We start from the raw sequence: 20,185 nt of genomic DNA on the forward strand, positions 1-20,185 counted from the left end.
CCTCTTACGGATTTTAATTATGTCTTATAACCTATTCATTTTGCATATCACGATAGCCGACGACTTGATTTCGACCATGAGCCTTTCCAAAGTAGAGGGCGTCATCAGCGTGCTTTATAATTTCTTTTAAGGCCAGAGGCTCATCATAAACGGCAACTCCAATGGTCAGGGTGATATGGTCAAAATCTGATATGTCCATGCATGGCATTTTCATATCTTTGATTTGACTGCAAATTCGCTCTGCCAGTTGCATGGCATCATCGTAAGCCGTTTCAGGTAGAACGATTATAAACTCCTCACCGCCCCATCGCCCGACATCGTCGTAATTTCTGACCTGGTCTTTTAGACTCTGACTAAGTCTTTTGAGAACCTCATCACCAACATTGTGGCCATAGGTGTCGTTGACATTTTTGAAGTAATCCACATCAAGAAGTAGGACAGAGAAACAAGTTCCCTTTCTTTCAAACTTGGAAATTTCCTTTTCCATACTTTCAATAATGGCTCGCCTGTTACCTAGGTTTGTAAGCGGATCACTTTTAAGAAGACGATTCATGGAATCGTTGAGCTTGACCCGATCTGTAATATTTTTTCCATTGGCTACAAGATATTCAATTTGATTGTTCTGGTTATAAATTGGACTCATGGAAAATTCAATGTGCTGTACATCACCATTGAGATCATAGTGAATCACATCTCGTTTGGGATGGCCTCCCAGTCGTGTCTCTTCAATGGAAAATTTAATAAAGGATATGAGTTCCTGAGACCAGTTCCACCATGGTGTATCGTAGAAAAATTCACCAACGAGCTGGTCTGAAGCCACATCGATCATAGAAACAGCGGTCTGGTTGACGAAGAGTATTCGTCCTTCAAGATCAAGCACAGCCATAAGCTGAACAGCTTGGTTAACGACCTGTTCAAACTTCAATTGGTTGTTATAGGCTTCAAGGTTGGCGTGAACTTTCTTACTATACTGGAATATTATTGTGATAAGAAGGAATATGACCACCCCAATCAATAGTTGGTCGCCAAGGGCGTTGAAATAAAGTTTGGACAAATCATTTATAACGATTAACTGCCAGTCGAATAGCTGAATGTTCATTTTTTTGACAAGATAGTCATTGAACTGGTGGTAGATATTGTCTTCAAGACTGAAAAACTCTGATTCATCAATACCAAGTGTGTCTAGATAGAACGCAATAGGGACGACACCGTCTTTCGCATCGGTTTTGTTTGTTGCAATAATTTCCCCGTATTGGTTGATGAGAAAATATTCACTATCTGTACTGGTGCCCAGTTGAACAATCTCTTCTAATTCATCAAGGGTAATATCTATGGCTAGGGCACCACGGAAGGTATTATGGTGGTAAATAGGCTTTGAAAGTGTGACCATCATGCCTGCTCCAGCTTCGTCTTCATAAATCTTTGTAGCAACAATACTTCTTTCAGGATTGCTTGTGGGGGTTATTTCAGTGAAAAAATCATGGGTAACTGTGTTGGGTGTAAACATGTATTCTGAAGGGGCAACTCTAGGATGAATATTGATGAAGTTGTTTTGAGACACATAGTAAATCCACTGGATACTTTGAAGATTTTCTTTTGCTGTTTCAAAGAAAGGTGTTAGGAAGGCTGCGCCATACACTTCGTCTAGTATGGCTTCATCCAGTGTGTCAAAGTTTCCAGTACCACTTAAGCTAGACCCCTTTTCTCCAAGTGTCACATCAGCATAGAATTGATTGCTATCACTGAAGTAGACTATGTTTTCAAGTTCCCTGTGGTCGGTGGCATCATAGTCGTGGTGGCTTTCTAGAACATTGCTGATCAGTTTGAGGTGAATCTCACTATTGTTGAGTGTGGTTCTTATATCACTTGACGTCTCTTTGAGGTCATGGGTGATGCCTTGTAAAATATGGTCATATTTTTCATTCACATCTCGAAAGCTAATATAGATAAGAAGAACGACAAGGAGACTGATGAAGAAAATTAGAGCGTTCTTTATATATTTATGTGTTAACATTTCCTTCACCTCACTTCCAATTTAAAATACTATTCCCGATTAGACACATAAGAATAAAGTATTGGAAGTATACCCGATTTATATGTATGTGAAACCAGCAAGGCAGAGGATGAGAGTGCCATTTTCTTGTGGTCCTGTGTTAAACTATACATAACTTGGGGGCATTATAGGTTTCTATAAAATATCCTTGTACATATGGTTATTTTAGGTATTGTTGTGATCATAGCAAACTATGGCAATATATTGCGTAATTTTATAAAAAACGGGAAAATACGGATTAAGAATAAAATTGGATTCTGTATGAATTGAAGGAGAGAATATGATTGATATAACCGCTTTACTAAGTCAATCTGGGGTTGGTCAGGACTCAATTCGCTATGCGTCTGGCTGTAAAAAGGCCAAACATGGTGTGACCTCAACCAGGGGACCTGTGGTCGCGTGGAATATAACAAAGCGATGCAACTTTACTTGCAAGCACTGCTATTCAAGTGCCGATTTGAACCCAGGACAAGAAGAACTAGGGCTTGATGAAATAAAATCCGCTATAGATCAAATGAAAGCTCTCAAGGTTCCTGTGATCCTTCTTTCTGGAGGGGAACCCATGATGCATGAGCATATTTTTGAAATCATTGAGTATATCAAAGCCTCTGGCATCCGGGTGAGTCTATCAACAAATGGGAGCCTGATAACGAGAGACACAGCTTTAAGACTGAAATCCTTGGGGGTATCCTACGTGGGAATCAGTCTAGATGGTATAGGAGAAATCAACGATAGATTTAGAGGGGTCAAGGGCGCCTTTGAAAAAGCAGTGCAAGGCATAAGAAATTGTAATGAAGCTGGCCAAAAAGTTGGCCTGCGCATGACTGTTCACAAGCATAATGTGTACCACGTGCCGAGCATTTTAAGCTTTATGGAAGAAGAGTCTGTCAAGCGTATTTGCTTTTACCACTTGGTGCCGTCTGGAAGAGGGGTTGATATTCAAGATCAAATGATGTCCCCTGAAGAAGCCAGAAAATTTTTAGAGTCACTTATTGACTATACGAATCAACAGGACATGGTGAATGATCCGAAAGAGATTTTAACGGTAACCAACCATGTGGATGGCCCTTATACTTACATACTTACAAAAGATAAAGATCCGGGCTTGGCTCAAAACGTGCTGGAAAAACTTAAAAACAACAAGGGGAATCGTTCGGGGGTTGCCATTATGAATATGGACTGGAGTGGCAATGTGTATCCGGATCAGTTTTCGAAGTTTATGCCCCTCGGCAGTGTTCGAGAAAAGTCCTTAGAGGAGATTTGGGTAAAAGGCACAGAGGCCTTGAATCAGCTCAGAAATAAAAATGATCACTTAAACGATCGGTGCAGAAACTGCAAATGGCTGGATATTTGCGGTGGAAACCTAAGGGCGCGTGCCTATATGACAACCGGTGATTTATGGGGACATGACCCTGGATGCTACTTAAAGGATGATGAAATATGATACTTTCATGGAATACGACAAAAAGATGTAATCTGTACTGCAAACATTGTTATAGGGAGTCAGATGAAAATCCAGCCCTTAATGAATTAACCACGGAGGAAGGCTACAAGCTCATTGATGAGATTGCCAGGACAAAGGCCTTTAAAATACTAATTCTTAGTGGGGGAGAACCTCTAATTCGTCCTGATATTGAAGACCTTGCCCGTCACGCTAGGACAAGGGGTCTTATACCCGTACTGGGTACAAACGGGACATTGATTACAAAAGAAAGGGCCAAAACCTTAAAAGAAGCAGGGGTTGCTGCAGTGGGTATTAGCCTTGACTCTGTATGTCCTGAAAAGCACAATGATTTTCGTCAAACCCCGGAAGCCTTTGAAAAAGCGCTTGCTGGTATAAAAAATGCCCATGACGAAGGCATTCGTATACAGATCAACCCCACTATCACAAAGGACAATGTGGATGAGATTGACAGCCTAATAGAAATGGCAGAAAAACTAAAGGCTGGGGCTCTCCATCCATTTTTCCTGGTTGAGGCGGGACGGGGCAAGTGCATGACGGAAAATGCACTCTCTGATGAAGAATATTTTGAAGCCTTAAAGAAAATTATGACCCTGCAGGGGACCAGTCAAGTGGAACTCAAGCCCACATGCGCCCCACAGTTTATGAGTCTTGCAAAATCCATGGGGGTCAAAACAAGGTTTACCAGAGGTTGCTTGGCAGGGACGAGCTACTGCTGTATTTTGCCAAGTGGTCAAGTTCATGTTTGTCCATATCTTCCCATAGAAGCAGGCCATGTCCGCGACAAGGCTTTTGATGAAATTTGGTCTGAAAGTGAAGTCTTTATTAAATTACGGGGGCAAGTGAATTATGAGGGCCTATGCGGAACATGTGAGGACCATAACATTTGTGGCGGCTGTAGGGCACGAGCCTACTACAAAACAGGTGACTTTATGACAGCAGACCCTATGTCTGCCCACTGCTATAAAAGACAGGAGGGACTTGATGAATAATAAGGAACGTGCTGTACTCAATGTTATTCAGGAGGGGATGCCCATTAGCAAAAGACCCTTTCAGGATATTGGAAGACAGATTGATATGTCTGAAAGCCAAGTGATTGAAGTCATTGAGTCTTTAAATGAAAAGGGATTGATTCGGCGATTTGGTGGTATTGTTAACATTGCTGAGCTCGGTGTTGTCAGCACACTTGTCGGCCTTCGAGTCCAACCAGAAGACGTTGAAAAGGTTGCACTAGAAATAAACACCTTAACGGGTGTCACACATAATTATGAAAGAGATGATGCCTTTAATTTATGGTTCACCCTTATGGAGTCCAGTGATGAAAAACTACATGAGAGACTGGAGGCTGTTGAGGCAATGGAGGCTGTAGAGTGCCTCATTGACCTGAAGGCAAAGCAAAAATTTAAAACAAAAGTGGTCTTAGACTTGTAAAGGCGGTGAAGCGTTTGGATAGCAAGGACTTAAAAATATTAAAGGCCCTTTCTGGAAATATTCCTATATCAGAACAGCCATTTTTAGAATTGGCTCGTGGGCTTGGTATGAGTGAGGATGAAGTGATACAGCGTATCAGGGTCCTTCAAGAAAGTGGCGCTTTAAAGCGGATTGCCCCCATTCTCTACCACCACAAAACCAGGTACAAGTTCAACGCCCTCACAATCTGGTCAGTTGACCCATCTAGGGTAGAGATTTTAGCAGACTGCCTAATGTCTTTTAAGCACGTGAGCCACGTGTATGAAAGAACCACTTGCGAGGCTTGGCCTTATAACCTGTATGGAATGGCCCATGGGACAAGTGAAAAAGATATTGAAGATATTGTTGAGGACGTTATACATAGAGTAGGAGATATGCCCCACAAAGTCGTATACACCGTCAAGGAGTGGAAAAAGACAAGCCCTGATTTGAAGTATTTGCTTGCACAAAGACCAGTGTAGACACTTGATAAGAAGAAGGGCTTAATTAAAAGAAAAACAAGGCTAGAGATAAACGAAATAAAAAAGGAAAGACCCAGTGACCGAAGTGAAGGGCTGGGTCTTTTTTTGTGTCTGCCTTTAAAACGATTAAGATATGTCTGGGACATATTACAAAAATAATACAAAACGAATAATACATGGTTACAATTTTGCTAATATTATACATTAGACACATCTAAGTTGCTATAATAGAAAATGTTGGAACTAGAAAATGTTGGTTGTATTAAAACTTATAAGGATTAAGAAGCAGATAATCCTTTATAAGTGTCTAGAAACCATATTTGCTCACTTATAGAGGGAGGGGAGTGTTACGGAACTCATACGATTTGCGTTTAGCGGTGTGAATGTCATACCGACTTTGTTGCTGCTTCTAATACAGTGCTACTGGATAGTGGTGACCCTGGGCTTTTTTGATTTAGAATTTATGGATATTGATGTTGATTTGGAGAGTGCAGAAGGCATAGGTTTTTTAAACTCGCTGGCACTATTCGTCAACTATGGGAACGTACCTTTTGGACTTGTTTTAAGCTTAATCATTTTAAACTTTTGGATACTCATGATGCTGACATATTATTTGCCAATACAAGCGGGAGGCATAATAAGCTTTATTTTGCTCTTTCCAGCATTTTTGGCCAGTCTTTACATCACAAAGTTTGAAGTTCAGCCCTTAAAGGCTCGTTATTTTGAGCAAAAGGAAAACAACGATATTGAACATAGGGTGCTGAATAAAAGATGCCAGCTTCTATGTTCTTTGGAATATGGGCGTCTTGGTCAAGCAGAAATTAACCAAGACGGTGTGTCCATTGTAATAAATGTTAAAAGTCATTTTGAGGGCATTTCTTTTGAAAAAGGAGAATATGCACTTGTCCTAAAAAAAGATGACAAAGATATTTATTACATTGGAAAGTTATTGTTGGGAAATGATTTCTATAAGGAGATGGAGGAAGTTTAATGGGTTTTTTAACACAAGTCGGATTTGTATCAGTAGGCACAGGCATACTGGTCATCCTAGGACTGCTATTCTTATTTTCAAGATTCTACAAGAAGGTGGAGCAGTCCAAGGTTATTATTAGAAATGGTGTAGGCGGTCAAAATGTATGTTTTGGTGGTATATTTGTCGTTCCGATCATTCACCACTATGAAATTATGGACATAGCTGTTAAGCGTGTAGAAATTGCCAGGGAAGGTAAAGAAGGTCTAATTTGTAAAGACAACCTACGTGCCGATATTCGAGTGGCGTTCTTTGTGCGTGTTAACCAAACGAAGGAAGATGTCCTTAAAGTGGCACAATCATTAGGCTGTAGACAAGGTTCAGATCCAGATACCCTAACGGCATTTTTTGATGCGAAATTCTCTGAAGCCCTTAAAACAGTTGGTAAGAAATTCGACTTTGTAGAACTATACACAAACAGAGAAAAATTCAAAGATGAAATATTACAAATCATTGGCACAGACCTAAATGGTTATGTGCTTGATGACGCTGCAATAGATTTTCTGGAGCAAACGGATATTAAACTTCTAAATGCAGATAATATTCTTGATTCAGAAGGTATTAAAAAGATCACAGAACTGACTGCCAAACAAAGAATTCTGTCAAATGAAATTGAAAGAGAAAGAGAAAAGACAATCAAACAGCAAGATGTTGCGGCTCAAGAGGCTATTTTCGAGCTTGACAAACAACGTGCTGAGGCAGAAGCCAAGCAAAAAAGAGAAATATCCATTATCAAGTCAAGGGAAGAAGCAGAAGCAGAAAAAGTTGCACAGGAAGAACGCTTCAAGTCAGAACTTGCTCGTGTTAAAACGGAAGAGGAAATTGGTGTTGCTGAAGAAAACAAGCTAAGACAGATTATTATTGCGGCAAAATCAAAAGAAAGCACAGAAGTTGTTGAAACAGAACGTGTTGATAGAAAAAGGCTGCTTGAATTGACGGAAAAAGAAAAGCTTGTTGAACTTGCGACAATTGAGAAAGAAAAGCAAGTTGAAGTGGAAAGAAAGAACGTTCAGACTGTTATTCGCGAAAGAGTGGCTGTGGAAAAAGACACAGTTGTGGAAGAAGAAAAAATCAAAGACACTCGTGTCCTTGCTGAGGCTGATCGTGTTAAAAATGTTGCTCTTAAAAAAGCAGAAGAAGATGCAGAAACACAACAAATCAGAGAAGTTAAAGCTGCTGAAGCGGCTAAGATGGCAGCAGAAAAACAAGCTGAAAAAGCTATTATTGATGCAGATGCCAAGCTGAAATCGTCACAAAAAGAAGCGGAGGCCATTAAGGTCATTGCAGATGCAAAAGTTCTGGATAACTCAGTGGACGGTGTTGCTGAATCTAAGGTTATCGAAGCTAAAGCTATGGCAGAAGCCAAAGGCGAAGCGGCTAAGGTTGAGGTTAAAGAAAAAGAAGGTATTGTTATCGCTGAAAACCTTAAGAGAAAGTACCTTTCTGAAGCAGAAGGCATCAAGGAAAAAGCGTCCAGCATGAAACTTCTTGATGAAGTTGGCCGTGAGCACGAAGAGTTCAAACTTGAACTTGATAAAGAAAAAGAAGTTCAACTTGCAAGAATCAATATTCAAAAAGACATTGCAGACGCTCAAGCCGCAGTTATTCAAGAAGCGCTTAAGTCAGCGAAAATTGACATTGTTGGCGGTGAAACAATGTTCTTTGATAAGATCATTGGCTCTATTTCACAAGGTAAGTCTATCGACCGTCTAGTGGACAATAGCGATGTTCTATCGGATATTAAAGAAACACTTGTGACTGGTGATCCTGAGTACTTCCAAAAGCAACTCAAGAGCACGATGGGACGTTTTAACCTATCCTCTCAAGACCTGATGAACTTAACGATTTCAGGGGCCATCGGCAAAATGATGAAATCAGCCAATACAGCAGACAAGACAATGCTTGGAAAACTGCTCGATACAGTTCAAAAAGCAGGTGTGGCTGAACTTCCGGCAAATATCGTGAACACGACTCTTGGAGAGTAATATGGATAACGGTACTTATGAAGTTATAAAAAGCCGTCTGACCAAGCAAGGGGACGACTTATTAGGGAAAGCAGAAAAATTAAATGCTGTTAGAAAGGATGTCTTTGGTTCTATTGAATCAAAGCTCCTTTCCAGCGAGAGAATTTTAACAGACAACAACTGTATTCCAAGGGATATGGCGCCTGTGGATGACTGTTTTCTCTTTGGATACAATGTTCATATTGGTCTGAAGCAAAAGGTAGAACTGGCAGATGTGTTTTCCATTTATAGATATGATCAAGAGGGATTCACAGCGCAGTCGCTTGAAATGATCAATGACGACCAGTTCAAAAAGGATTTCGATGATCTTTACAAGTACTACAAGAACACATCTTTTGCAAAGTTCACCATTATGCAGCCGTATTTTTATATGGTTTTTCAGGTGGGAACCAGCGCAACAGATATAAAAGCCTTCAAATGGCAGGTTGATGGCAAAAAAATGACCTATGTGGATTCCAGAAGTGAGCATGAGGTCAAGTTTCATCTTGGAAACGAACTCAATTTCATTAAGGCAAGCAGGGAACACCAAAGAAATGGTATGCACCCCCATGTGTCTATTCTTGACAAAGTCTTTGTGGAGACCATTGGCGGAGACTTGACCATAAAGGTTGAAGACAATACCGATGTGGGCAAGGGCATATACTCTGAGGATGTTGAGGATAAAGACCAAACCCTTGATGATGCGGAAATATATTATGCAGACCTTGACCAGCTCATTATCCTTAAAATTTTGCCTTATCAGGAAAAGGACTACAGGTATTTTGTTTTTAACAACAAGCTAAAAAGCGTTCAACGCATTGACTCCATAGAGCACACATGCAAGCTTCTTCCAGGAGGGCATGGTCTTATATTCCCACAAGGCTACTATTTGCAAAATGGAGAGTTTAAACTGTTCGATGTGCCTGTCGAAAACCCTGTATTCGATGAACTGATCACATCTCCAAATGGAGAAGATTTTCAGTACATTTTCTACAATATGGACAGTGGCACATATCTCATTTACAACTACAATATTATTGAGCAGACCATAGATACGCCCATTGTATGCAGTGGTTACTCTCATTTCTGTAATGGGGAAATGCTGGTGTTCAGACATGAAAAGGATCCGAGAAAAAATCATGCTGTCCAGATATGGCAGACCCCTTATGTGGGCAAGGACTTTGAACTGGCTGGCAACCATGACTCCGAGCTCTATAAAATAGGCAATAAAGATGTTGTAAATTGTATAGCAGCTTGTCGGGGCATTGGAAAACTCATCAAAAAGGCGAGAGCTACCAAAGTGTCTACCTTGATATTGTTAAAGAAGCTCAGACGACTCTGGACCTTTATTTTTGGCTTGACAAGGAAGATGCCTTTCATCTGGCTGATGACCTGAAGAAGATAAAAGAGACAGCCACCTTTGCCATAGGCGAGTTTGAAAAAGTCATTCGAATGAAAAAATCCACTGAAAAACAAGTGGATCAAGTGACTGAGCAAACAGAAGAACTCTTGAAGAATCTTGAGTACGGCACCTTTGAAAGTGTTGACGAGTACGTCAATGTTTTGGGCCAAATACGAAATCTACGAGGGAAGATTGTCTCCCTTCGTGATTTAATGTATACGGACCTTGAGCATGTGGATAAACTCGATAAAAGCGTCAAAGAAAAAAACGATGCATTTTCTGAGCAGTGTGTACACTTCCTGATTAGTCCAGATGGTCTACTGCCTTATGAAAGTGCCATTGAAGACTTGAAAAACGGCATTGAAGAGGTGACAAAGTCTCAAGAAGGACAAGAGCTTGCTGAAAAAATGGACAAGACATCAGAAGACTTGGAGCTTCTCATGGATATTGTCAGCAATTTTAAGATCGAGGATCCAACGGTTTCCACAGAGATCATTGAGAAAATTTCATCCCTCTTTTCTAAAATAAACAACGCCAAAGCCCAACTAAAAACAAAAATTGACGCTTTTTCAAAGAGTGAAATGACCATTCAGTTCAACGCTCAGATGAAATTATTGGGCCAGGCTGTGGCCAATTATTTGGAAGTGTCAGATACAGAAGAAAAGTGTGACAATGCTCTCAATAAGGTCATGGTTCAGCTTCAAGAACTTGAAGGAAAGTTTGCAGAGTTCGATGAGTACGTCATAAAACTTGATGAAAAGCGTGAAGAAATTTACAGTGCATTTGAGTCAAAAAAACAGGCCATTTTAGACAAACTCAACAAAAGACTTGTTGCCCTATCGGACTCTTCCGAAAGAATTATCAATGGCATTGAAAACAGAATAAAAGCTTTGGAGTCTGTGGAAAAAATCAATGGTTACCTGGCCACAGATATAATGGCTGAAAAAGTTCGGGATATTATCTCAGAGCTCCGAGAACTCGGAGACAGCGTTCGAGCAGATGAAATCAGTTCCAAGCTCAAGTCCCTTAAAGAGAACACCATCAGACAGCTCAAAGACAGGCAGGATTTATATCTAAATGGAGAAGATGTCATAAAGCTTGGAGAGCATCACTTCTCGGTCAACCGTAAAAACATTGATCTGTCTATAGTTCAAAAAGATGGTCGTCTCTTCTACCACATCACAGGGACAGACTACTGGGATGAAGTCACCCATGAAGAGGTTTACAAGTACAAACATGTCTTTGAACAGAGTATGATCTCTGAGAACATTGATGTCTATAGAGGGGAATATCTGGCATACATAATGTTTAGAAATGCCAGTGACCAGACCTATAAAAGTTTGGATGAACTTTATAACATGTCTTTACCCCAGCTGACAGAAGCGGTAAGGACCTTCATGGAGAAAAGATACCAGGAAGGCTATACCAAGGGCGTTCACGATGAAGATGGTGCTAAAATACTCCACGGTCTTCTGGAACTCTATCATAATGTAGACCTGCTGATTTACCCTCATGATATTCGGTCGGCGGCTCGTCTGTATTGGAATAGCATGCTTGAGCCTTCAGATAAGAAGATTATGAGAGAGCGACTTGGTCATCTTTCAAAAATAGCATCGTTCTTTGATTCAGAACCTAAACCGGATGACTATCTGCCTTTTGTCATTGATAGACTTAAATCAGCCCAGTCTAATTTTTCTTTATTTAAGTCGACAGATGTTCATGAAATGGCCAGCTATCTATGTAAGGAACTTCTCAGTGGGTCTAACTTTGTTATTAGTCAAGATGCCAAACGTGTTTATGATGGCTTCGTATCATATCTAAGAGACAAAAAAGCCCTAGACACATTCACTCAGTCTCTTCAAAATTGTTCTGAAGACTTAGAAGGCCAATACTACTTGACCAAAGAATGGGTCAGTGCCTACTGGAAAGAACAAGAACAGGCTTCTGAAAAACATATAGAAGTTGATCCAGAAGACTTAAGCGGTGTCCTTGGGGAAACTGTGGTTCTGCTCCTTGAAGATGAAGTCAATATGGATAGTGTTGTTCAGTCCTCTACAAAAGCGACCATCGAGGGGCTGGTTGGAACCCACAATATACTAGAGAATGGGGGCTATAGCCTCCACTATACGGACTTCATGGACAAAATGAAGGACTTCAGTGAAAGGGTTGTTGTGGACTATATAAGGTATCAGGATATTAAAAAGACCTTGATTAAAACCTTTAAGGCTCAGCTTCGTCTGGATGACTTTAAGCCAAATGTTCTTACGTCTTTCGTGCGCAATAAGCTCATAGACGATGTTTATCTACCTCTTATAGGGGATAACCTCGCCAAACAAATTGGTGTTGTGGGTGACAATAAGCGAACAGACTTAATGGGTCTTCTGCTCCTTGTATCTCCACCGGGCTATGGTAAAACAACCCTCATGGAGTACATTGCCAATCGACTCGGCCTTATTATGGTTAAGGTCAATGGACCTTCCCTGGGCAATGAAGTGACCTCGCTTGATCCTTCAAAAGCAAGTCATTCCAGCGCTAAGGAAGAACTAAGAAAACTTAATCTTGCCCTGAAAATGGGCAACAATATCATGCTCTATGTGGATGACATCCAGCACTGTAACCCAGAGTTCTTGCAAAAGTTCATCTCTTTATGTGATGGACAGCGTAAGATTGAAGGGGTCCACAATGGTGTTGGTCAAACCTTTGACCTGCGTGGCAAGAAAATTGCAGTGGTTATGGCAGGCAATCCATATACAGAAAGTGGAGAGAAATTTAAAATACCAGACATGTTGGCCAATCGTGCCGATGTTTATAACCTAGGGGACATGCTTCGTGAAAATGAAGAGGCCTTTAAACTCAGCTATATAGAAAACAGCCTGACATCCAACCCTGTCTTGTCCAAACTGACCAATAGAAATCAATCTGACTTATATGGTCTTATTGAGATGGCGGGTGGGGCAGATCGAGAAAGTGTGACCCTAGAAGGCAACTACACAGCTGATGAACTAAGTGAGTATGTGCAGGTGCTGGAAAAGCTAAATGTGGTTCGTGATATCGTTCTAAAGGTGAATATGGAGTATATTTATTCTGCGGCCCAGGCTGACGAATACCGAAATGAACCAGCCTTTAAACTGCAAGGGTCCTACCGTAATATGAACAAGATTGCTGAGCGCGTGGTCTCTGTAATGAATGACGATGAGCTTTTTGCACAGATTGTTGGTAGTTATGAGAACGATTGTCAGACCCTGACGTCCGGTGCGGAGTCAAACATGCTTAAATGGAAGGAAATCAATAATTGTCTCACTGATGAAGAAGGTATGCGATATGATCAAATCAAGCAGGTCTTCAATAAGAACAAACTTGTCAAAGGTGATGACAAAATGGGACAAGCCGTGGTTGTACTCAGCGACCTGACAGATGAAATCGCCTCCATAAAAGAAATGTTTAAAAACAAGCCAGCATCAGATGGACAGCCATCAGGTGAGTACGTTAATGTTCTGAAAGATTTGACAGAGAACATACGGAGAATTAAAGAGGTTTATGAAAGGCTAGACCAAGACAAGGTCAAAGATAAAAAATAGACATTCTTGCATCCATTTAATGAATAAAGATATCAAAACAGAAAGTCTGCTTACCCTTAGCATGGGCAAGCAGACTTTTATTTTTTGAAAGTTTTATGACAAATTTCATTCTTGTCTGGACCTGAACTTCCTATATTGTAGGGGCGTTCGCTTGTATTTTGCCTTAAAGGCCTTCCCAAAATTAGAAGGGTGGCTGTAACCAACACGCGAGGCGATAGCTTCTATGCTTAAATCTGTGGTTGACAGTAAATTCGCGGCGTGAGATAAGCGCATGTCCTTGATATAACTGCCAATGGTCATCTTGAACATTTGGCGAAAGCCCGAGGTCAGTTTTTGCTCATTCATGTAAAGCATCTTGCTGAGCTGGTTGATCGTGGGCGGGGTTTGCAAATTGTCATTGATAATGGACTTGGCCCTTTGAATGCCCTGAATGTCTTCTGATGTAAGCCCTGTTGCGTGTAGGCTGGTGATATCTAAGGCTGCTATTCTATCTGGGTCATAAAAGGCTGTGGTTTCTGAGTTTTCGAGTTCAGAACTGATCAAAGCGAGACACTCAAAAACCTTTGCGTGAAGCGTCAGGGGGGTGAGAGTCTCATTTTTAATGGCATTATCAAGGGCGTGGAGGACGTCAATAACCCCAAGGGGCAAGTATAAGATGGCGTGGTTCACACTTAACTTTAGGATATGTTTTAGGTCAGGAAAGTCAGTCGTTAAGCTGGCCAGATGATCCATGTTCACAAAAATTTCAATCCCCTTATAGTGTTGACCTTTTTTCCAGTTTTGTAGGCCACAGACATGGTCTTCGATGGCTAAGAAGGGGGCTGGCAAAAAGTTTGTGATGGGTCTATTATCCATTTGAAATTCTGAGACCCCGTCTAGTACGAGGCCAAAGCGAAGCTGTCTATCATTGGTGTGAAAGTTCAAACTGAAAGACTCTGGAATTTTATAGTCTGCTGAAATGAGGTCATAAGATCCTTCTTTGCTAAAAAAGGCAATATGTCCTGTCTCAAGCCCTTTGGCATCTTTATAAACAAGACCAAAATCCCTGCGCCTGCTAAAGGGGGTTGACTTGTAATCTATGTGGTTGAGGAATTTTTTCTGGAAGTCAGTAAGGGTTCCCATGAGCGTGGCACCTTTCTAAAATAGTGCAAAACATAAAAAAAATAGTGATTTGTTCGAAACGCTTGTATTGATAATGAATATCAATTATAATCCTTTTGCAAGTGCGTTTGATAATCATTTGCAATAAGCGTGTAAGTCATTATATCCTATTTGTCTACTTTTGATAAGGTCATGGACAAACTTAGGAAAGGGACAGTATTTTAAATTGGGGTTAATATGAATGAAGTAAAAGCAGTAAAACTTAGTGTAGGCTATGGCGGGGCTGATATTGTGAAAGCCGTTGGCATCAATATACCTGTGAATCAAACCACAGCTATAATCGGACCGAATGGGTGTGGCAAGTCGACCCTATTAAAGGCCATATCCAACATTATTCCCTATACAGGGGATGTGATTGTTGGTGGCAAGAATATTGAGACTTATTCACGAAAACGCCTTGCAAAGATTTTAGCCATGTTGCCACAAAAGCCTGAAGCGACAAATGGTCTGACTGTGGAAGAACTGGTTGCCTATGGGCGTCACCCATATGTATCAGGAATAGGGAACCTTCGTAAAGAAGATTATGACATGATCCAGTGGGCCTTGAAGGTGACGGGGGTTCTCGATTTTAGAAAGAAGAAAATTGAAACGCTATCTGGCGGTCAAAAACAACGTGTGTGGATTGCCCTTTGTCTGGCACAGGACACAGAAATCATATTTTTAGACGAGCCAACGACTTATTTGGATATATCACATCAGTTAGAAATACTGGAGATCCTGAACGACTTAAAAGAAAATCATGAGAAGACCATTGTAATGGTCCTGCATGATTTAAATCAAGCCTCTAAATATGCTGACTATTTGATTGCATTAAAGGATGGACAGATTGTGAAAGAAGGCTCAAGTCAGGAGGTTATCACCAAAGGTGTGCTTAAAGAACTTTTCAATATCAAGGCAGACATTGCCCCTGATAAGGAGACAGGCAAACCTCTGTGTTTGTCATTCAATTTACTATAATTTTAGGCATAAGCTGTTTTTATAAAGCTTGATATCAGTAATGCTGATACAAGGCTTTTAAACTGAGGAGGAATCATGAAAAAGTATTTAGCAATTTTATTAGCAATGTTTATGTTAGCGGGCTGTGCCCAGGCACCGATCACAGACACGACGGAAATTAACTCACAAGACAGTGAGAAAACGCAATCCAATCAGGGGCAAAATGAAGACCAAATACAAAATGAGGATCAAACACAAAGTGAAACATTCACATATCAGTCTGAACATGGTGACATTGAACTACCAACTGACCCTGAGCGTATAGTGGTTCTTGACGCATCGGCGGCTGGCGCGGTCCTTCTCTTTGATGGCAGTGTTGTAGGGCATGAACAGTGGACGGGACATAACGCGTTATTTCAAGACCGTCTAAAGAATTCAACTGAGGTTGCTACTGACAATCTTGAGCAGATTCTTGCCCTCAATCCAGATCTTATTGTCACTTCACCTTCTAATGAGAACTTTGAAGAGTTGTCACAAATTGCCCCGACTGTTTCTTTTACATACGGAAGATTGAACTACCTTGATACCATTATCGAGTATGGCAAAATGCTCAACAAAGAAGAGAAAGCCAAACAGTGGGTCGAGCGCTATCAAGCTAAGGCAAAAATAGCAGGGGAAGCCATTAAATCAAAGTACGGCGAGGATGTTTCCATTTCAGTTATTGAAGCCTATGGAGATGAAATGTACCTTTATGGTGACAACTGGGGTCGTGGCACCCAAGTTGTGTATCAGGAAATGGGCTTAAGAATGACTGATCCTGTAAAAAAAGTGGCCCTAACAGATGGCTACTACAGTATTTCGGCAGAAGTGGTTCAAGACTATCAGGCAGACCTAATGATACTATCACAATTTGAAGGGTCAAATACAGCATTTATGGAAACAGAAACGTGGAATAACATTAAGGCTGTTAAAAATAATCAGGTGCTTATGGTGGAAGGGGAGTCGTTTTATATGACGGGCCCCATCACCCTAGAGTATCAGCTGGAAACCATAGAAAGCTTTTTTACCAAGTAAATGAATAAGAGAAAAACGGTAGGGTTGGTGCTAATGCTGTGTTTTGTGTTGGCATCAGCTTTTCTTGTGGCTTTGGCTTTCGGAGCTGCTGACATACCCTTTCAGGACGTGAAAGCATTTATATTTAGCAGGTACCAAAACGAAAACACATTAATTCTTAAAGAACTGAGATTGCCTAGAGTACTGGCTTCAGCCCTTGCAGGTATGGCCCTTGCTGTTTCGGGTGCCTATATGCAGGGCATGACTCGGAACGCCCTTGCCAGCCCAAGTTTATTTGGTATCACAGCAGGGGCAAGTGCTGTTTTAGCGCTCTCATTAGCACTTTTTCAAGGGATGGATCAATATGGTGTTTTACTGGCTTGTCTGACTGGGAGCACAGCATCAGGGCTTCTTGTTTTCTTTATAAGTTTACGGGGCAGACATAGCTTAAGCAACAATAAAACTGTCCTTGCCGGTGCGGCGGTATCAACACTTCTTTATGCAGTGGCAGATGCCATATCTTTGAGGTTTACAAGCTCTAAACAAATGGCTATGTGGGCAAGCAGTGGTCTTATCGGGGTCACGATGGAAGAAATATTCATTGTTCTTCCCATTATAATCATTGGATCATTTACGGCTCTCGTCTACTCAAAGAAATTGACCCTTGTCAGCCTAGATGAGGAACTGGCTGTTTCTCTTGGCGAAAATGTAAAACAACTGCGAATTATATTTTTCTTCATGGTCACATGTCTAACTGGGGCGGCAATAGCTCTTTCAGGCAGCCTGGTCTTTATTGGTCTGGTCATACCGCATTTTGTAAGACGGCTTGTTGGTGGTGACTATAGAAACATTGTGCCGTTTTCCATGTTCACAGGGGCTGTTTTTATGATTCTAGCCGACCTCCTGTCAAGAACTATAAACGCACCTTATGAAACCCCAGTGACGGCAATAATGGCTGTTGCAAGTTATCCAATATTTTTATATGTTGTGCGAAATGGAGGGATAGCAAGTGATTAAAAACCGTCGTGCAAGATATATAAGCTATGTTCTTTTATCTTTGGCAGTGGGGATTGTATTTCTTTATGGCCTAGCTCATGGATTCATAAAAATGGACATGGTGGATGTCCTTAAAACACTTGTGGGAAAGGGCACCAAGGCATCAACGTTTACAATATGGACTCTAAGAATGCCGAGGCTTATAATCACTCTAATTATGGGAATGGCCCTGGCTTTAAGTGGCAGTGTCCTTCAAACGCTGACACGGAATGACTTGGCAGATCCGGGTATACTGGGTATTAATGCTGGTGCTGGCCTTGGTGTAACTGTGGCTTATTTAAGTCTAGATTTTTCTGGTGCGAGTATTGTCTACACCTTGCCTATTATAGGCTTTGTGGGAGCTATGGGCACTTTCCTTATAACCCTTATGGTGGCCAGAGAAAAAGGTGGTCAACTCAATGTGGACAAATTGGTTCTAACCGGTATTGGCAGTGCTATAGCCATATCCGGCATGATGATCTTATTTATTTCATCAGCAGAACGTGAAGATGTCCAGTTTATCTATAAATGGTTAAGTGGCAACATATGGGGAGACAAATGGGCATTTGTCCATGTAAGCCTAGTGGTCGTGCTTCTTTTAATGTTTTTAGTTTTCGCAAAGGCACGCACCATGAATATATTGGGCCTTGATAACATATCAGCCCAGAGTCTGGGGGTTGATCTAAAGCGGGAAAGACACGCCCTTATCCTATATGCTGTGGCCCTTGCTGCAGTGGTTGTATCGGTTGCTGGGTCTATTTCCTTTGTCGGGTTGATTGTGCCCCATATTGCAAAAAAAATATATGGTCCCAAGCACCAGTATTTTTTAGTAGGGAGTGTCTTGTTAGGAGGGCTCTTTTTAATGGGGGCTGACTTGATTGGACGGAATATATTTCCACCTCAAGGGCTATTGCCAGGGATTGTCGTGGCTATAATTGGAGCACCTTACTTTTTATATTTGGTTGTGAAGAGCAACCATTGATGAGGGGCTAAATTCTATGAAAACGAGTAAACTGATGCAGATATACGCCAGGTCTAATTTAATCCTAGATAGTATTTACGAGCTGGCGATCACGCCTGGATCAAAAGTGGATGGGGCAAGAACTGTAGAGGGGGTATGCGGCTTTCCAAAAAAGTCATTTAAGAAAGAAGACCCTTAAAAATTTCCGCGCAAGACGTGCCTGTGCTTTCTCTACATGTTAAAATGAGGAGTAGAAGCTCAAAATAATGAGTGAAAGCTCAAAACGAGGGATGGAACTTCAAAAATGAAAATAGGCCCTTAAAGTCAGGCATTGAAACTTTAATTGAAACTTTAATTGAAACTTTAATTGAAACTTTAAATGAGGCCAAAAAGGAGAAACCAGTGAAAGTCAAAGCCAAGATATCCATTAAACAAGTTTCCATGAAACAGCTCATGAAATGCCACGATCTAGAAACCGTGTCAGGCTATTGTCAAAGCTGTAGTAATTTTGGAAAAAATCATTCTTGTCCTGAGTTCAAGTTCTCCATAGATGACTACTTAAACCAATACAATTACGCCACGGTGATTATGACCCATATTAATACGGATATAATAAAAAAAGAGAGTGAAAGGCTTAAAGAAAAGACCTTTACATCAAGGGTCTTTAGCAATTACACAAAAAACAATCCAAACGTTCAAACAGACTGGAAGTCCCAGTTATCCATGTACGTTTTCAATCTTGTAAAGGATCATATGGCTCAGGAACTGCTTGAACTGGAAAAAGGTCATGAAAGTGTGGTGGGGCTTCCACCAGGATCATGCACATCTTGCCAAGTTTGCACCAAAACAAAGGGGCAGGCCTGTGTTCACAAAGATAAATTGCGTTACTCTCTTGAAGCCCTGGGTTTCTTAGTTTCAGATATCTATGAACGGTTTTTTGATATGCAACTGGGCTGGACAGAAAATGAACTGCCGGAGTCTTTTAACACGTGTAGCGCCATTTTGTCTGGTGAGCAAATAGACATCCAAACCATAGAAAATGCCCTAGGCCCTATCGAGGTGGAACTATAGTGACTTATAAAAAGCTGACTTTCGAAATGTATATGTCGGAACCGGCCGGTAAGCGTTTTAGAAATCTAGAAGACAATCAGACGCTTCAAACTGTGTTTGAAGGCTTGACCAGGCCTTCATCTGTTGATGGCATGATTGCTTTTACAAAAGAGAAGCGTCCAGCTATGGAAGCCGTTATTGAAGAGATTGAAGAGACGTATGTGGAAAAGGGCTTGCTTGACTTAGAACACATCTATAGATACCGACAAATACTGGGCTCCATGATAAGATATATTATGGGCCATTATGGATACTGGCCTGGTAAGGCCAAACCCCTGAAACGGGGGCGATTTGTAAAAACTGCAATTGTCTATTATAAGGCTTGAGACATTGGATGGGATAGGCCTATTTCAATGAGAATGGTTATCGTTGACTTTGATCAAGCATTATACTATAATTCTAGCGAAAGACCTGAATTTTACAGGTTTTCACAGAAGAACCACTGCAAAAGAGAACCACAACAGAGTAGA

Annotated in this window: 17 protein-coding genes; 15 read left to right on the forward strand and 2 right to left on the reverse strand. The window is 41.0% G+C overall.

The window, feature by feature from the left end:
- Positions 1-31 precede the first annotated feature (31 nt).
- Positions 32-2,014 (reverse strand): sensor domain-containing diguanylate cyclase, encoded by a 1,983-nt coding sequence (locus ACQ4KW_RS05770; RefSeq protein WP_430885584.1) that lies wholly within the window; start codon positions 2,012-2,014, stop codon positions 32-34.
- A 319-nt stretch (positions 2,015-2,333) separates the two neighbouring features.
- Here ACQ4KW_RS05770 and ACQ4KW_RS05775 point away from each other — a divergent pair, with 319 nt between their 5' ends.
- The 8 genes from ACQ4KW_RS05775 to ACQ4KW_RS05810 all read left to right on the forward strand — a co-directional run bounded on the left by ACQ4KW_RS05775 (position 2,334) and on the right by ACQ4KW_RS05810 (position 13,459).
- A complete protein-coding gene (locus ACQ4KW_RS05775; RefSeq protein WP_430885585.1) occupies positions 2,334-3,497 on the forward strand; it encodes a radical SAM protein in 1,164 nt (387 codons plus the stop codon).
- The gene (locus ACQ4KW_RS05780; protein ID WP_430885586.1) at positions 3,494-4,507 is read left to right on the forward strand and encodes a radical SAM protein; all 1,014 of its coding nucleotides are present in this window, start codon (positions 3,494-3,496) and stop codon (positions 4,505-4,507) included. Before ACQ4KW_RS05775 ends, ACQ4KW_RS05780 begins: the two co-directional genes overlap by 4 nt.
- Entirely contained in the window at positions 4,500-4,946 is a 447-nt protein-coding gene (locus ACQ4KW_RS05785) for a winged helix DNA-binding protein (protein WP_430885587.1), read from the forward strand. The genes ACQ4KW_RS05780 and ACQ4KW_RS05785 overlap by 8 nt, the downstream gene beginning before the upstream one ends.
- 14 nt (positions 4,947-4,960) lie before the next feature.
- Complete coding sequence (locus ACQ4KW_RS05790) at positions 4,961-5,446, forward strand: Lrp/AsnC family transcriptional regulator (protein ID WP_430885588.1); 486 nt, start codon at positions 4,961-4,963, stop codon at positions 5,444-5,446.
- Between the two features lie 379 nt (positions 5,447-5,825).
- A complete protein-coding gene (locus ACQ4KW_RS05795; protein WP_430885589.1) occupies positions 5,826-6,437 on the forward strand; it encodes a hypothetical protein in 612 nt (203 codons plus the stop codon).
- Entirely contained in the window at positions 6,437-8,461 is a 2,025-nt protein-coding gene (locus ACQ4KW_RS05800) for a flotillin family protein (RefSeq protein ID WP_430885590.1), read from the forward strand. The genes ACQ4KW_RS05795 and ACQ4KW_RS05800 overlap by 1 nt, the downstream gene beginning before the upstream one ends.
- Before the next feature lies 1 nt (position 8,462).
- Positions 8,463-9,875, forward strand: coding sequence for a DNA repair ATPase (locus ACQ4KW_RS05805; RefSeq protein WP_430885591.1), 1,413 nt, complete (start codon positions 8,463-8,465; stop codon positions 9,873-9,875).
- Between the two features lie 2,378 nt (positions 9,876-12,253).
- Positions 12,254-13,459, forward strand: a complete 1,206-nt coding sequence (locus tag ACQ4KW_RS05810; RefSeq protein ID WP_430886543.1) for an ATP-binding protein — start codon at positions 12,254-12,256, stop codon at positions 13,457-13,459.
- A 105-nt stretch (positions 13,460-13,564) separates the two neighbouring features.
- Here the strand turns inward: ACQ4KW_RS05810 and ACQ4KW_RS05815 are convergent, their stop codons facing one another.
- Entirely contained in the window at positions 13,565-14,581 is a 1,017-nt protein-coding gene (locus ACQ4KW_RS05815; protein ID WP_430885592.1) for a helix-turn-helix transcriptional regulator, read from the reverse strand.
- Positions 14,582-14,797: 216 nt separating this feature from the next.
- Here ACQ4KW_RS05815 and ACQ4KW_RS05820 point away from each other — a divergent pair, with 216 nt between their 5' ends.
- The 7 genes from ACQ4KW_RS05820 to ACQ4KW_RS05850 all read left to right on the forward strand — a co-directional run bounded on the left by ACQ4KW_RS05820 (position 14,798) and on the right by ACQ4KW_RS05850 (position 20,041).
- Complete coding sequence (locus tag ACQ4KW_RS05820; RefSeq protein WP_430885593.1) at positions 14,798-15,577, forward strand: ABC transporter ATP-binding protein; 780 nt, start codon at positions 14,798-14,800, stop codon at positions 15,575-15,577.
- A gap of 75 nt (positions 15,578-15,652) precedes the next feature.
- Positions 15,653-16,630, forward strand: coding sequence for an ABC transporter substrate-binding protein (locus ACQ4KW_RS05825; RefSeq protein WP_430885594.1), 978 nt, complete (start codon positions 15,653-15,655; stop codon positions 16,628-16,630).
- Complete coding sequence (locus ACQ4KW_RS05830) at positions 16,631-17,626, forward strand: FecCD family ABC transporter permease (RefSeq protein WP_430885595.1); 996 nt, start codon at positions 16,631-16,633, stop codon at positions 17,624-17,626.
- Positions 17,619-18,626, forward strand: coding sequence for a FecCD family ABC transporter permease (locus ACQ4KW_RS05835; protein WP_430885596.1), 1,008 nt, complete (start codon positions 17,619-17,621; stop codon positions 18,624-18,626). The genes ACQ4KW_RS05830 and ACQ4KW_RS05835 overlap by 8 nt, the downstream gene beginning before the upstream one ends.
- 16 nt (positions 18,627-18,642) lie before the next feature.
- Positions 18,643-18,804: a hypothetical protein gene (locus tag ACQ4KW_RS05840; protein WP_430885597.1), complete on the forward strand. Its 162-nt coding sequence runs from the start codon at positions 18,643-18,645 to the stop codon at positions 18,802-18,804.
- A gap of 71 nt (positions 18,805-18,875) precedes the next feature.
- Complete coding sequence (locus ACQ4KW_RS05845; protein WP_430885598.1) at positions 18,876-19,676, forward strand: DUF2284 domain-containing protein; 801 nt, start codon at positions 18,876-18,878, stop codon at positions 19,674-19,676.
- Positions 19,676-20,041, forward strand: a complete 366-nt coding sequence (locus ACQ4KW_RS05850; protein ID WP_430885599.1) for a hypothetical protein — start codon at positions 19,676-19,678, stop codon at positions 20,039-20,041. The genes ACQ4KW_RS05845 and ACQ4KW_RS05850 overlap by 1 nt, the downstream gene beginning before the upstream one ends.
- The last annotated feature ends 144 nt before the right edge of the window (positions 20,042-20,185 follow it).

The organism is Tianxiuia mixotrophica (assembly GCF_050596425.1).
In the GTDB taxonomy this organism is placed as follows: Bacteria; Bacillota; Clostridia; order Peptostreptococcales; family Acidaminobacteraceae.

Coding starts and splice junctions, on each gene's coding strand:
- ACQ4KW_RS05770 (WP_430885584.1), bottom strand. CDS start 2,014: ATGTTAACACATAAATATATAAAGAACGCTCTAATTTTCTTCATCAGT.
- ACQ4KW_RS05775 (WP_430885585.1), top strand. CDS start 2,334: ATGATTGATATAACCGCTTTACTAAGTCAATCTGGGGTTGGTCAGGAC.
- ACQ4KW_RS05780 (WP_430885586.1), top strand. CDS start 3,494: ATGATACTTTCATGGAATACGACAAAAAGATGTAATCTGTACTGCAAA.
- ACQ4KW_RS05785 (WP_430885587.1), top strand. CDS start 4,500: ATGAATAATAAGGAACGTGCTGTACTCAATGTTATTCAGGAGGGGATG.
- ACQ4KW_RS05800 (WP_430885590.1), top strand. CDS start 6,437: ATGGGTTTTTTAACACAAGTCGGATTTGTATCAGTAGGCACAGGCATA.
- ACQ4KW_RS05805 (WP_430885591.1), top strand. CDS start 8,463: ATGGATAACGGTACTTATGAAGTTATAAAAAGCCGTCTGACCAAGCAA.
- ACQ4KW_RS05810 (WP_430886543.1), top strand. CDS start 12,254: ATGGGTCTTCTGCTCCTTGTATCTCCACCGGGCTATGGTAAAACAACC.
- ACQ4KW_RS05815 (WP_430885592.1), bottom strand. CDS start 14,581: ATGGGAACCCTTACTGACTTCCAGAAAAAATTCCTCAACCACATAGAT.
- ACQ4KW_RS05820 (WP_430885593.1), top strand. CDS start 14,798: ATGAATGAAGTAAAAGCAGTAAAACTTAGTGTAGGCTATGGCGGGGCT.
- ACQ4KW_RS05825 (WP_430885594.1), top strand. CDS start 15,653: ATGAAAAAGTATTTAGCAATTTTATTAGCAATGTTTATGTTAGCGGGC.
- ACQ4KW_RS05830 (WP_430885595.1), top strand. CDS start 16,631: ATGAATAAGAGAAAAACGGTAGGGTTGGTGCTAATGCTGTGTTTTGTG.
- ACQ4KW_RS05840 (WP_430885597.1), top strand. CDS start 18,643: ATGAAAACGAGTAAACTGATGCAGATATACGCCAGGTCTAATTTAATC.